Source organism: Porphyrobacter sp. MBR-155 (assembly GCF_040547625.1).
GTDB lineage: Bacteria > Pseudomonadota > Alphaproteobacteria > Sphingomonadales > Sphingomonadaceae > Erythrobacter.
Genome location: NZ_JBEPQB010000013.1, coordinates 1 through 13,964, shown reverse-complemented (window position 1 = coordinate 13,964; position 13,964 = coordinate 1). Strand labels below are relative to the sequence as shown.

Below are 13,964 nucleotides of genomic sequence, written 5' to 3'. Positions count from 1 at the left end.
CCGGCTGTCTGGTAGGCTGATTTCATCGGGGAGATCGAGCGCGGATGGCTCTGAAAAAAGGAACGAAGTCCAGCATGTTTGATAGCTCGCGACCGATACGCAGGGTCATCATCGTTGGCGGCGGCAGCGCTGGCTGGATATGCGCGGCGCGGATCGCGGCCCAGAACGCAGCCAACAGCCCCGATGGCCTGAAGGTCGTGCTGATCGAATCCTCCAACGTGCCCACAATTGGCGTTGGCGAAGGCACCTGGCCGACCATGCGCGCGACACTGCGCAAGATCGGCCTGTCCGAAACCGATTTTTTGCGCCGTTGCGATGCGGCCTTCAAGCAAGGCGGGAAGTTCGTCGGCTGGACCGACGGCACCTCAGCCGATGCCTATTACCACCCGCTCAATGCGCCGCAGGGTGCCCCGCAGATCAACCTGTCCGGCCATTGGGCACAGATGCACGCGGATGGCGGAAGCGAATTTGCCGATGCGGTCGATTTTCAAGCGGCGCTGTGCGAAGCCGGGCTTGCCCCCAAGGCGATCACCACGCCCGAATATGCCGCCGTCGCCAATTACGCCTATCACCTTGATGCAGGCAAATTTGCGCAATTGCTGCAGGAACACGCTGTAACGCGGCTTGGCGTGGAGCACGTAATCGATGATGTCGTTGACGTGCGCCGCGCAGATAATGGCGATATCGCCGCCTTACAGCTCAAGCAGCAAGGCGAAGTCGTCGGCGATTTCTTCGTTGATTGCACCGGATTTGCCGCCATTCTTATTGGCCGAACACTGAACGTTCCGTTCCGCGATTGTAGCGATATCCTGTTCGCTGACCGGGCCTTGGCCATGCAGGTTCCCTACCCTGCTCCCGATGCCCCGATCGCCTGCCACACAATTGTGACGGCGCAGGACAGCGGCTGGGTGTGGGACATCGGATTGCAATCGCGGCGCGGGGTCGGCCATGTCTATTCCAGCAGGCATACAACCGATGATGCCGCCGAATTGGCGCTGAGGCGCTATATTGGCCCGGCGGCAGATCAGCTTGAGGCGCGGCGGATTAAAATTCGCGCTGGACATCGCGAAACATTCTGGCGCAACAACTGCGTGGCAATCGGGCTTTCGGCAGGTTTCCTGGAACCGCTTGAAGCGTCGGCCCTCATGCTGATCGAAGCCGCGACCGATTTCATTGCCGAAAGAATGCCAGCCAATCGTGCGGTGATGGACACCGCGGCAGCCCAGTTCAATCGGGCGTTCACGCACCATTGGGATCGGATCATCGAATTCCTGAAGCTGCACTATGTGCTGACCAAACGCACCGACACGCAATTCTGGCGCGACAATTGTGATCCGGCTTCGATCCCGGATGATTTGCAGGAATGCCTTAAGCTCTGGCGTTATCAGCCACCCAGCCCGCAGGATTTCCCCCATCAGCCCGAAGTGTTTTCCTGGCCCAGCTATCAGTATGTGCTGCACGGGATGCGGTTTGAAACCGAATATACTCAAAGCGCGCTGATGGCCGATTCAGAAACGGCCCGGCGGTGGTTTGCCGTCGCCGCCAACCTGCGTGACAGGACGCTTTCCGAATTACCCAAACACCGCGATCTGTTGAACCGGGTGCGCGAATTCGGACTGCAACCAGTTTAAGGGAACCGCGATGACGATTATTGCTCTTGATCCTGCGCGCCATGCCCAGCTTCGCATCGCGCCAGCGCCAGATATGGCCCATGCTGCGCGGTTGGGTCATGCTGTCATCGGACTAGCCGAGGCCGGTTTGGCGGCGGCCGATTATCCGCTGGTTCTGATAAAGGACGGACAGACCGGGCGGTTCCACCTTGCGGCGCTACTGGGGCTTGGCGCGGGCCGCAACCTGTTCGTAATGAACGGGCTTTGGCACGCAACCTATCTGCCGGAAACGGTGCTGCGTTATCCGTTCTTTCGGGACGAGGCCGCCCCGCTGGGTCTGGCCATCGATGATGACAGCGCGCTGCTGGGCAATCATGGTGAGCCATTATTCAACATCCAGCAGATGCCCGCAGCGGTTACTCTCGCTATGGCAGAGCGCATCGATAAAATGATGCGTGATCGCACGGCGATGACGGCGTTTGTCGATGATATTGTTGCGCGGCAGCTGGTGCGGGCGTTGCGGATCGATTTGGTCTATCAGGATGGCGGATCATCCGAAATTGGCGGGCTTTACGGCATTGATCCCTTTGCACTGGCGGCGCTGGATGGTGATGCTTTGGCGCAGCTCAATCAGCGCGGGCATCTTGCGCCAATGTCCGTGATGATCGCGTCGCTCAATCAGCTTAACCGGCTCGAACAATTGCACAACGCCCAGACCGATCGCCCGCTTGCGCAGGTGGTTTGCCAATAGCGCTACCCATCAAATTTGCGACGCGCAGAATGGCTGATTGAATTATATGATTATTGGTCTAGGATCACGTTTCAACAGCTGATTGAGCGATGCCCGGCCCACTGTCCGGCTCCTTGATGGAGAACCTTAATGCTTGGCGTTTGCTACTATCCGGAACACTGGCCGGAAGCGGTCTGGGCGGATGACGCTGCGCAGATGCGCGCGCTCGGGCTGACCTGCGTCAGGATCGGGGAATTTGCCTGGTCGAGGCTTGAGCCGCGACCGGACGAATATGCCTTCGACTGGCTTGACCGGGCGATTGCCGTGCTCGGAGAAAATGGGCTCAAGGTCGTGCTTGGCACCCCCACGGCCACGCCGCCCAAATGGCTGGTTGATCTCTATCCTGAAATCCTTCCGGTGGATCCAGCGAGCGGGCGGGTGCGCGGATTTGGATCGCGTCGGCATTACGACTTTTCGAGCGAAACCTATTTGCGTGAATCCTTGCGGATCACCGAACAATTGGCAATCCGATACGGCAGCAACCCGCATGTGGTGGGCTGGCAAACCGACAATGAATATTGCTGCCATGATACAGCGTTAAGCGGATCGGCCACCGCGCGTGATGCTTTTCGCGAATGGTGCGCGCAGGCCTATCAATCGATCGATGCGCTCAACCACGCATGGGGCAATGTGTTCTGGTCGATGGAATATGGCAGCTTCGATGACATCGAACTGCCGTTTGGCACGGTGTGTGAGACCAATCCAGCGCATCGATTGGCATTTCGGCGGTTCACGTCCGATCAGGTGGTGCGATACAACCGGCTGCAGGCCGATGTCATCCGCCGCCACGCCCCCGGCCAGTTTGTGACGCATAATTTCATTCCCCCGCAATCGTCCGGGATCGATAATGATGCGCTGGCCCGGTCGCTGGATTTTGCGAGTTATGACAGTTACCCGCTGGGCTTTACCGATCGGATAATGCAGTCAGAAGGGGTAGACGCGGCGCGGCCTTTCATGCGTACCGGCCACCCTGACCTAACGACCTTTCATCTCGATCAGATTCGCGGCCTGTCGCGCGGGCCATTCTGGATCATGGAACAGCAGCCCGGTCCAGTGAACTGGGCACCGCACAATCCGCGCCCAGCGCCGGGGATGGTGCGGTTGTGGACGATTCAGGCATTCGCCCACGGGGCTGATTGCGTCAGCTATTTCCGCTGGCGTCAGGCTCCGTTCGCGCAGGAGCAGATGCACGCGGGGCTGCTGCGGCCTGATCGCAGCAAGGCCGATGCCTGGGCCGAGATCGAACAAGTGCAGGCGGAACTGGCCGGACTGGGGCTGGCCGATCACCCGCGCAGCCCCGCGCCAGTGGCGATCATCGTTGATGTCGAGGCGCTGTGGCTGAGCGAGATCGAACCTCAGGGCGCAGGCTACGAATACGAAGCCGTGCTGTTCCAGTGGTATCGCGCTCTGCGGCAGATCGGGGTGGACACCGATTTCGTCATGCCGGGGGCCGATCTCACGGCCTATCGCTTGGTGCTGGCACCCTGCCTTGCCATGCCCGACGATGCCGCCATCGCCGCGCTGGCGGTAGCAGGCGGCCCCGTGGTGATCGGCCCGCGTTCGGGTGCCAAGACCCGCGAATTTACCCTGCCCGACAGTCTGCCGCCGGGGCTGCTGCAGCGATTGCTGCCCCTGCGCGTGTTGAGCGTGGAGACTTTGCGGCCTGATTGCCCTGAACCGCTGCATTGGAACGGACGCAGTTTTGACAGCCATAGCTGGCGCGAAATGATCGATGTGCGCGAGGGCGACGTTGTCGCCACCTATGATGATGGCACGGCGGCTGCGGTGCGCCATGGGCAGTTTCTGTATCTCGCCAGCCTGACCGATGATGCCTTCCTGCGCGCACTGTTCACCGATCTGTGCGACGCGGCTGCGATTCCCACGGTGGCGCTCGATCCGATGGTGCGGCTGCAACGCCGCGGGAACCTGACCTTCGCGTTCAATTTTGCCGCCGAACCGCGCCCTGCGCCTGCTGCGCCCGGCGCGCGGTTCTCCTTGGGCGGCCCGATCATCGAAGCCCACGGAGTAAGCGTATGGATCAACCTATGAAGCGCTGCGCCCCAGTAGTGCTGGCCGCAACGCTTGCCCTGCTGGCGATTCCTGCCGGATCGGCGTTGTGGGCGGCGGGTGATGTTCCATCAGACGCGCCTGCGCTGGCCGACTATGGCGAGCAGATCGTCGGCTTCCGTGAGATCGCCCTGACCAATCCCAGCCAATCCTTGCCCGGCGGCGTCATTGGCGAGCGCAGCCTGCCGCTGGCGGTCTGGTATCCTGCGCAAGGCGCGGCAGGCAGCCAACCGGCGTGTTACAGTTTCAGCCCGCCGCCGATCCCCAATCAGGCAGCAGCACTGCCCGATCAGGTCAGCGAATGCGGCACTGCGCTGGCGGCAGCCCCGCCGGTTGGCGCGGGCCATCCGGTGGTGGTGATTTCTCACGGCTATGGCGGATGGGCCACGGGGTTCAGCTGGTTGGCAGAGAACCTTGCTTCGAAGGGCTATGTCGTGATCGCGATCGATCATCGTGATCTGCCAGCAAACACCCCCGCGCAGCAGGCGCTGTCATTTGCCACGACCGTCATGACGCGCAGCGACGATCAGCGCTTTGTGATCGAAACGCTGGCGGCGCGGGCGATGCCGCAATGGCTTAACGATCTGTCAGACCCCCAAAACATCGCACTGATTGCCTATTCGATGGGCGGTTTCGGTGCGCTGGCGACGGCGGGAGCACCCTACGATCGGTCTGGCGCGCTCAACGCAGCCTTGCAGGGCAATGTTCCGGCGACCGGCGCAGCACCGGCAGGGCTGAAGGCGCTGGTGTTGTTCGCCCCGTGGGGCGGCGCGGCACCGTTGCGCGCATGGTCAGCCGATGACCTTGCGCGGATCACGGTGCCAAGCCTGGTGCTGGTCGGGCGAGAGGATGACATCGTAACATATGCCGGCGGGGTCGACTGGATCTTCGATGCAATGACGGGCGCGCAGCGGCTGATGATTGTCTATGATGCCGCGCGCCACAATATTGCCGCCAACGCCGTCCCCCATGCGCTGGCATCATCCTTCGATTACCGCGAACGGCTGGATGAACCCGTGTGGCGCAAGGATCGGCTCAACGCCATCAACGCCCATTTCATCACCGCTTTGCTCGACAGCCGGCTGAAAGGCGATGCGGCGGCGGGCGCGTATCTGCGCCTGCCAAGCGCGCGGGCAGAGGATGGCCGCTGGCCGCTCGAACCGGGGAGTGTCGCTGGCGATACCCGAGCCACCGCGCAACAGCCTGATTACTGGCCCGGTTTCCAGCGCCGCTGGGCCGTCGGCATGTCTCAGCGTACCGGCAGACCGGGCACGCCCTCAAGCACTCAACCAGAACAAGGCGGCAAATAATGCTGGAATCGAACATTGCGATCACCGGTTTCGGGCAATTGCTCGTGTTCGCGGTAATCATCGTCACGGTCGGCCTGTTGACCCTATGGCGAACGCGCGCGCCGCATAAGCACAGCAGCAAGGATAGCCGCGAATATTTCTTGGCCGGGGGCAGTCTGACCTGGGTCTATGTTGCCGGATCGATCACCATCACGAACCTCGGCACCGAACAATTGGTGGGGATGAACGGCAACCAGATGTTGCTGTTATCACTGTGGGAATTGTCAGCGGTGGTCGGCCTGCTGATCCTCGCTTTCGTGTTCGTGCCAATTTATTATCGCCACAATTGCACCACCACGACCGAACTGCTTGAACGACGCTATGGCGATGATCGTATCCGCACGATGATCTCCACCCTGTTCATGTTCGGATACCTGTTCATCGCGATGCCATCTTCGCTTTACACCGGGGCGCTGTTCATGCGCACGGTGTTTGGGATCGAACTGGGGTATATAACCTTGGGCGTAGGGATTGCCGCTCTGGGCGCGATATACGGTGTGATGGGCGGGCTGCGGGCGGTGGCCATTTCCGAAACTTTCAGCGGTGCCAGCCTGCTGGTCATCTGCCTGGTCATCGTCTGGCTCGCGCTGCAGGCCATCGGATTTGATTTCAGCGGCATCCCAGCCGAACGGCTGACCCTGATCGGTGATGACGAATCCCCGATCCCGTGGCACACGCTGCTGACCGGGATGGTGTTTATCCAGATTTTCTACTGGTCCACCAATCAGGCGATCACCCAGCGCGCGATGGCCTCTCCCACGGTTCGCGAAGCACAAAAGGGCGTGATCGCCGCTGCCATCATCCGGCTTTTGATCGTGCCGACGATCGTGGTGCTACCGGGGATCATCGCCTTCAAACTGTATGGCGATATCGGCGATGCCGCGTTTGGCACGATTGTCGGCGGGGTTCTGCCACCGTGGCTGTCAGGTGCCTTTGCCGCGATTCTGATCACCAGCGTGGCCACCCATTTTGTCGCCATCCTCAATTCGGCGGCTGCACTCTATGTCTGCGATATCCACCAGAAATACGTCAATCCGAACGTATCGGTAAAACATCTCAATCTGGCCGTTTCGGCGGTGTTCATCGGTGTCGCGATCGCGATGATCCCGGTCTATTCTGGCGCGGAGAGCATCATCAATCTGTTGCAGGAACTGAACGGCCTGTTGAGCATGCCGATCCTGTCAGCGTTCATCGTCGGACTGCTGTTTCGCGGGGTGGATGCCCGCGCGGCAATTGCGGGCGTATGTTTCGGGATCGCGCTCTACGCCTTTTTCACATTCGTCCATGCGCCGTTTGGGCTGCATTACATCCATCTGATGTTTGTAACCCTGATCACCACGATTGCATTCGCCTTGGCGATCAACCGCGTGATCTTCAAACAAACGGCCGTGTTCACCGGATTTGGCCGAAAAGGTGCGCCTGCTCAGGCGTAAGGCGCGGGAACAAACGGCGGGGTCAGGGCGATGAAACCAAAGCGCGATGGGTGCGGCCTCATCAGGCTTTGGTTAAGCCCGTGCGGCGCTTAAGCATTTCCAGCGCGTGATGCGTCAGCATCTCAGCGCGCTGCTATTATTGCATGACCCTGCCGCCGTCGACGATCAGCGATTGCCCGGTGATCATCCGCGCGGCGCGGCTGGCAAGGAACAGTGCCGCTTCGGCAATGTCCTCGCCGGTAATGGTGTCCTTGAGCGATTGCTGATCAAGGCATTCCTGCAAGGCTTCGGGCGTCACCCACAGTGCTTTCTGGCGCTCCGTCATCACCCAGCCCGGCACCAGACCATTAACACGGATGCCGCGCACCCCGAGTTCGCGGGCCAACGCGCGGGTGAACCCGGTAATCGCCGCTTTGGCGGTGACATAGGCCGGGTAGCCAGTCAGCCCCAGAATTGCCGAGTTGGAGCCAATATTGATGATCGTGCTGCCCGGCACCATCCGTTCGGCAACAGCCTGAGCGGCGAAAAAGAACGGGCGCAGGTTGGTGGCGAACGAATCGTCCCATGCTTCAACAGTCAATTCGCCCAGCGAATGGCGCGTATCGCGTGCCGCATTGTTGATAAGGACGCCGGGATCGCCTGCCTCTGAAGCAAACCGGGTCAGCGCCGATTGCAACGCCGCAATGTCACGGATATCGACCGGGCTGAAAAAGGGCCGCTTGCCATGGCGCGCATGGACTGCATCGGCCAGCCGCTCACCGGTGCCCGCATCAAGCGAGACAAACCCCACATTGGCCCCTTGCGCGGCAAAGGCATTGACAAAATAGGCCCCGATCCCCGATCCGCCCCCGGTGATAAATACCGATTTCCCGGCGATGTCATCATAGCCGACATAGGTGTGATCGGTAACGCCTTCGGCGGATACGGTAGCAGGCTGATCTGGGTCGGGGGTCATTGTCCGTGGCACCTTTCGCAATTTATTCTGCCACGAAGGCGGCAGTCTTTCTTTACACTTGGCCTATTTATCATATAAAATGCAAGCAAGATGCAAGTGGTGCCGTGGGTTGCGCGTCGCCATCAGGAAAGGCAATTGGGAATGACCGACACGCCCGAGGGCAAGCGCCAGCTGCGCAGCAAGGCGAGCTATGGCAAGCTTGATCGTGACGGTTTCATTCATCGCAGCTGGATGAAAAGCGAAGGCCTGCCCGATGATGTATTCGACGGGCGACCGGTGATCGGCATCTGCAACACTTGGTCGCAGCTGACGCCGTGCAACATGGGCTTGCGCGATCTGGCTGAACACGTCAGCCGCGGGGTGTGGGAAGCCGGGGGCTTGCCGCTCGAGTTCCCGGCGATGTCGCTGGGCGAAACGCAGATGCGTCCCACGGCGATGCTGTTCCGCAATCTGCTGGCGATGGAGGTCGAAGAATCGATCCGTGGCAATCCGATTGATGGGGTGGTGCTGCTCGGCGGGTGCGACAAGACCACACCGGGCCAGTTGATGGGCGCGGCGAGCGTCGATCTGCCGACCATGGTGATATCGTCCGGGCCGATGCTCAATGGCAAGTTCAAGGGCAAAGATATCGGATCGGGAACCGACGTCTGGCGTTTTTCCGAAGAGGTGCGCGCAGGCCAGCTTTCGCTTGATGAATTCATGCAGGCCGAAAGCGGCATGTCGCGTTCGCCGGGCACTTGCATGACAATGGGCACCGCATCCACGATGGCCTGCCTGGTCGAAGCCATGGGACTGTCGTTGCCATATAATGGCACCATCCCGGCGGTCGATTCCCGCCGCCGCACGCTGGCCCATCGCACCGGCAGGCGGATCGTGGAAATGGTGCGTGAGGGCACGCCCCTTTCGCGCATTGCCACACGGCAAGCTTTTGAAAATGCAATCAAGGTCAATTCTGTTATTGGCGGATCGACCAATGCAGTTCTGCATGTGCTGGCAATTGCCGGCCGGCTTGGCATCGAACTGACGGCCAGCGACTTCGACAGGCTGGGTCAAGATATTCCCTTGCTGGTTGACCTGATGCCCGCAGGCCGGTTCCTGATGGAAGAGTTCCATTACGCGGGCGGTATTCCGGCGGTAATGGGACGCATCCGCGATCGCCTGCACCTCGATGCGCTAACCGTCACCGGGGCTCCGCTGTCCGAAGCGATCAGCACCGAAGTTTTCGACAACGAAGTCATCCGCGAAGCCGACAATCCGGTGCAGCCGATTTCGGGGATATGGGCGTTGCACGGCAACCTTGCCCCCAAAGGCGCGGCGATCAAGCCGCAGGCCGCATCGCCGCACCTACTTCGCCACCGCGGGCGCGCTGTGGTGTTCCATTCGATCGAGGATTTCAAAGCCCGCATTGATGATCCTGATCTCGATATCGAGCCAGATTCGATTATGGTTTTGCGCGGTTGCGGGCCCAAGGGCTATCCGGGGATGCCGGAGGTCGGCAATATGCCCTTGCCGGCCAAGCTGCTGGCACGGGGCGTGCGTGATATGGTGCGCATTTCCGATGCACGGATGAGCGGCACGGCCTATGGCACCGTCATCCTGCACGTTGCGCCCGAATCCGCAGCCGATGGCCCGATCGCCATCGTCGAAGATGGCGATGAAATCGCGGTGGATGCCCATGCGCGCACGCTTGATCTGCTGGTGCCGCAGGAAGAAATCGAAAGACGGCTGGAGCAGTTGCGACGCACCAAATGCGATCATGGCGCTGCGCGCGGCTATGCCAAGCTCTATGTCGATCACGTGCTGCAGGCAGATCAGGGCTGCGACTTTGATTTTCTACTTGGCAAGAGCGGCCATGTGGTCAATCGCGAATCGCATTGATGTTGCACGTGGATAACCCGGCAAACACCGTGATTGTAGCTGACTGGGGAACCAGCCGGCTGCGGATCATGCTGTGTAATGATGAGCGCCTGATCGCGCAGCGCGATGGGCCGGGGATCGCGGCGGTCGCCGCCGCCAATCAGAAGCCCGGGGACATCTTTGCCGATGTGGCAGGCCATTGGCTCGATCAGTTCGGCCGCAATGGCGTGACCCTGTGCGGGATGGCGGGTTCGAACATCGGCTGGGTCGAGGCGCCCTATCTCGAATGCCCCGCCGATCTGTCCCGGTTGACGGCGGCCTGTGTGAGGTTTGAAACCCCGTCGGCAAACATTGCCATCATCCCCGGCATGACCTGTGAAAATCATCTGGGTGCGCCCGACGTGATGCGCGGCGAGGAAACACAGATACGCGGCGCGATTGAGCTTGAACCGTCGCTGCGAAAGGGAAGCCATCTATTGTGCCTGCCCGGAACCCATAGCAAATGGGTTGATCTGCAAGATGGGGTGGTGCGGCAATTTTCGACCAGCCCGACGGGCGAGTTTTTTGCCGTGCTGGGTGAACGCAGCGTTATGGCCCATGCAGCCAGCGAGACTGCGGTGGATCCAGTGGCGTTTGATCACGGTGCCCGACGCAGCCTGCATTCCCACCCCGCATCCATGCCATTTGTGTTGTTCGAGGCGCGCAGCCGCACCTTGCGCGAGGGAATGACCAAAGCCGCCGCGCGCGAATTTCTTTCGGGTGTGCTGGTTGGTGCCGAAATCAAGGCGGTGAAGGGCATCATCCTAGGCGGTGATGCCCGCAATCGGGAAGTCGTTTTCATCGGAGACCCCGGAATGACCGAGCGTTACATGCGGGCCTTTGCCTTGGCCGATGGCCGCTCGCGCGCGATCGATGGGGGGGCAGCGGCACTGGCCGGCCTGTTGGCCGTGCGCCGCGCCGCATCGGAGGCGAGATAATGGCTGAGGCACCGACAAGCAGGCCGCTCGTGGCGATCTTGCGCGGGGTTACGCACGATCAAGTGGTCGATATCGCGCAGGCGATACATAATGCTGGCATCACCATGATCGAGGTGCCGCTGAATTCGCCTGAACCGTTCAAAAGTATCGCGAAACTGGCCGATGCGCTGGCCGATCAATGCCTCTGCGGTGCGGGTACGGTGCTGTCCGTTGCACAGGTCGACGCGGTTCATGAATGCGGCGGCCAATTGGTGATCTCGCCTTGCACAAATGCCGCAGTGATCGCGCGTTCGGTGGAACTGGGGCTTACCTCCATGCCGGGCATAGCCACCCCGACCGATGCCTTTGCGGCAGTGGATGCCGGGGCGCAGGCGCTCAAGCTGTTCCCCGCATCGACCTATGGGCCAGCCCATGTTGCGGCGCTCAAGGCGGTCTTGCCGCCGCAGGTGCAGATTTTTGCGGTGGGCGGTATCCAGTCAGGCAGCATGGGCCAATGGCTCGCCGCCGGAACTGACGGGTTTGGCATCGGAACTGAACTTTACCGGCCGGGCATGACAGCGGCGGACGTTTCAGAACGTGCGTCGCAGATTGTGGCCGCCTATGATTCGGCGCTGCACACATGACCCCGCATCATGTAATTTCTGCGGGCAACATACTGGGCGAAGGCATCCAGTGGCACCGCGATAGCGGGTTGTGGTGGACCGATATCGAAGCATCGCTGATCCTGCACCAGCCGATCGACACCGATACTGTCGAACGGATAGCAGCGCCCGAACGGGTGGGATCATTCGCATTGGTCGAAGGCGAAGCGGACACGTTGCTGTGCGCATTCGAAACCGGGTTTGGATGGTTCGATCTGACAACCGGGGAAGTTCAATGGATTGATCGTCCGGAACCGCGCGGCGGTGGTCGCCGTTTCAATGATGGGCGGGTGGATCGGCAGGGCCGCTTCTGGGCAGGCACAATGATCGAGGACGAAACGCTCGCCCCGCCCCGCAGCGCCGTGCTGTATCGTCTGGATGGCACGCAAGCGCGGCGCTGCCACGAAGGTGTCACCATTGCCAACGGACTGGCCTGGAGCCCCGATGGCCTGACCATGTATTTCGCCGACAGTCCTGCACGCCGGATTCTGGCGTTCGACTTTGAACCCTTCAACGGCGAAATCAGCAACCCGCGCCTGTTTGCCGAAACGCCGCCCGGCGCTTATCCCGATGGGGCGACAGTTGATGCTGAAGGGTGCCTTTGGAGCGCGCATTGGGGCGCTTCGCGCGTGGTTCGCTATCGGCCTGATGGCACGATAGATAGCGAAATTGCATTACCTGTCAGCCAGCCAAGCTGCGTCGCATTCGGCGGTGATGCGCTTGACCTGTTGTTTGTCACCACCGCGCGTGTAGGGTTGACGCTAGAGCAGCTTGCCTTGGAACCCTTGGCAGGAGATGTTCTTGTTTATCAGGTTGGAGCGACCGGATTGGCGCAGGAGACTGTCCGGCGAGATCGCTCAGGGGGTTGATAATAGCGTGCAACGGCAGGGACACAATCTTACCAATCAGATCATGCATCAGCTCGGCAAGGACATAGTGACCGGGACATACGGCCCGGCCAATCCGTTCCCAATCGAGAGCGAATTATGCAAATTATATGGGGTAAGCCGCAGTGTCCTGCGTGAAGCGATCAAGATGCTATCGGCCAAGGGGCTGATTGCATCGCGTCCACGCCAAGGTACATGGGTCCAGCCACAATCAAACTGGAACATTCTTGATGCCGAAGTCCTTGGCTGGATCATGGCGCGCAAGTTCGAACCGGAATTGCTGATCGAATTTTTGCAGGTGCGGCTGGCTATCGAACCTGTTGCCGCACGCTTGGCAGCCGAAACAGCGTCTGCCGAAGCTATCGCGCAAATAGAGGCTGCGTTAAACCGAATGCAGGCAGCCGAGGAAGGCGATGACGATCCTTTGCTATCGGATATCGCATTTCATGTCGCTGTGCTTGAGGCTTCGGGAAACCGTTTTTACGCGCGCCTTAGAGATTTGATCGTGGCGGCTCTGCATACGTCGATCAAAGTGACAAACCAACTAAAAGGCGTTCGGCTGGCAAGCATTGCCGAACACAGGCACGTGCTGGAAGCAATTGCCGCCCGTGATCCCGATGGCGCCGCCGCCGCAATGCACAGCCTTATCAGCGAGGCTCTTGTTCTGGTGCGGAAATTTGCCGCGAGATCGCCCGAATTGTAGAACTTGGTTGGGGTCAAAATTGGGTCGATACCACTTAGGTGTTTGGACCCGGCTTTTGATGGTGCATTATCCACCCTCAGCAAAAGGCCGTTAAAACCTCCTGCCCTTACATTTTTCACCCGCACTTTACCGCGAATTGTGGCGACCAGCAATGAACGAGTGCGTGCGCACAGACCATTTATCCTTAGGAACCCACGCTTTTCGGTCGTGCCGGAAAAATATCAACTATTGGAAAGTGGTGGCAGGGCTGGACTGCCGGAAGCTGCCCCTAATATTCTGAATTATTGCGGTTTATTCTCTTCGAATGTGGGCCGTTGTGTAGCAGTTTTGTCGGTTTCCGCAAGGCCGGTTCGATTGTTGGACAAGGATTAGAACTACGGTTCGATAGGCGGCCACACACTGCTTATTATGAGAACGTCAAGACCTCACTTGAGGTGCTTTGGGCGCAAGAGCGCATTTGACTTCCTCGCAGGCATGTATCGGGCCTTGCTCGTGTGGTAGTGCATCCCCGAAGTTCAGTATGCGGCGAGGTGGAAATCCATGATCAAACTCAGTAAAGCAGGATGGGTCACAGATTACTTCGGCGAGGCGCTCGATGACCTAGTGGATTGACCGGAACGAAAGAGTCCATTTAGGGATTCCCAGAGGCTTGCCGACGTGCGATTCAGGGAGGATGCGCGATGGTATCACTTTCT

11 protein-coding genes are annotated in these 13,964 nt (G+C 60.0%); 10 read left to right on the top strand and 1 reads right to left on the bottom strand.

The window, feature by feature from the left end:
- Positions 1–74: 74 nt before the first annotated feature.
- The 5 genes from ABIE62_RS13185 (at position 75) to ABIE62_RS13165 (ending at position 7,249) form a co-directional block, all read left to right on the top strand.
- The gene (locus ABIE62_RS13185) at positions 75–1,631 is read left to right on the top strand and encodes a tryptophan halogenase family protein (RefSeq protein ID WP_354326725.1); all 1,557 of its coding nucleotides are present in this window, start codon (positions 75–77) and stop codon (positions 1,629–1,631) included.
- Positions 1,632–1,641: 10 nt separating this feature from the next.
- A complete protein-coding gene (locus ABIE62_RS13180; protein WP_354326724.1) occupies positions 1,642–2,361 on the top strand; it encodes a SapC family protein in 720 nt (239 codons plus the stop codon).
- Positions 2,362–2,490: 129 nt separating this feature from the next.
- A complete protein-coding gene (locus tag ABIE62_RS13175) occupies positions 2,491–4,449 on the top strand; it encodes a beta-galactosidase (protein WP_354326722.1) in 1,959 nt (652 codons plus the stop codon).
- Positions 4,446–5,777 carry an alpha/beta hydrolase family protein gene (locus ABIE62_RS13170; protein WP_354326721.1) on the top strand — a complete coding sequence of 444 codons (1,332 nt, stop codon included), beginning with the start codon at positions 4,446–4,448 and terminating at the stop codon, positions 5,775–5,777. Before ABIE62_RS13175 ends, ABIE62_RS13170 begins: the two co-directional genes overlap by 4 nt.
- Positions 5,777–7,249 carry an SLC5 family protein gene (locus ABIE62_RS13165; protein ID WP_354326719.1) on the top strand — a complete coding sequence of 491 codons (1,473 nt, stop codon included), beginning with the start codon at positions 5,777–5,779 and terminating at the stop codon, positions 7,247–7,249. The genes ABIE62_RS13170 and ABIE62_RS13165 overlap by 1 nt, the downstream gene beginning before the upstream one ends.
- A 136-nt stretch (positions 7,250–7,385) precedes the next feature.
- Here ABIE62_RS13165 and ABIE62_RS13160 read toward each other — a convergent pair whose 3' ends face one another.
- Positions 7,386–8,204 (bottom strand): SDR family NAD(P)-dependent oxidoreductase, encoded by an 819-nt coding sequence (locus tag ABIE62_RS13160; protein WP_354326718.1) that lies wholly within the window; start codon positions 8,202–8,204, stop codon positions 7,386–7,388.
- 141 nt (positions 8,205–8,345) lie between these two features.
- Here ABIE62_RS13160 and ABIE62_RS13155 point away from each other — a divergent pair, with 141 nt between their 5' ends.
- Genes ABIE62_RS13155 through ABIE62_RS13135 form a run of 5 tightly spaced genes read left to right on the top strand, consistent with a single transcriptional unit; the run spans position 8,346 to position 13,269 of the window.
- On the top strand, positions 8,346–10,082 hold the full coding sequence (locus ABIE62_RS13155; protein WP_354326717.1) for an IlvD/Edd family dehydratase: 1,737 nt from the start codon (positions 8,346–8,348) through the stop codon (positions 10,080–10,082).
- Positions 10,082–11,038, top strand: coding sequence for a 2-dehydro-3-deoxygalactonokinase (locus tag ABIE62_RS13150; protein WP_354326715.1), 957 nt, complete (start codon positions 10,082–10,084; stop codon positions 11,036–11,038). Before ABIE62_RS13155 ends, ABIE62_RS13150 begins: the two co-directional genes overlap by 1 nt.
- Positions 11,038–11,661, top strand: coding sequence for a 2-dehydro-3-deoxy-6-phosphogalactonate aldolase (locus ABIE62_RS13145; protein ID WP_354326713.1), 624 nt, complete (start codon positions 11,038–11,040; stop codon positions 11,659–11,661). Before ABIE62_RS13150 ends, ABIE62_RS13145 begins: the two co-directional genes overlap by 1 nt.
- Positions 11,658–12,548: an SMP-30/gluconolactonase/LRE family protein gene (locus tag ABIE62_RS13140; RefSeq protein ID WP_354326712.1), complete on the top strand. Its 891-nt coding sequence runs from the start codon at positions 11,658–11,660 to the stop codon at positions 12,546–12,548. The genes ABIE62_RS13145 and ABIE62_RS13140 overlap by 4 nt, the downstream gene beginning before the upstream one ends.
- Before the next feature lie 43 nt (positions 12,549–12,591).
- Positions 12,592–13,269, top strand: coding sequence for a FadR/GntR family transcriptional regulator (locus ABIE62_RS13135; protein ID WP_354326709.1), 678 nt, complete (start codon positions 12,592–12,594; stop codon positions 13,267–13,269).
- The last annotated feature ends 695 nt before the right edge of the window (positions 13,270–13,964 follow it).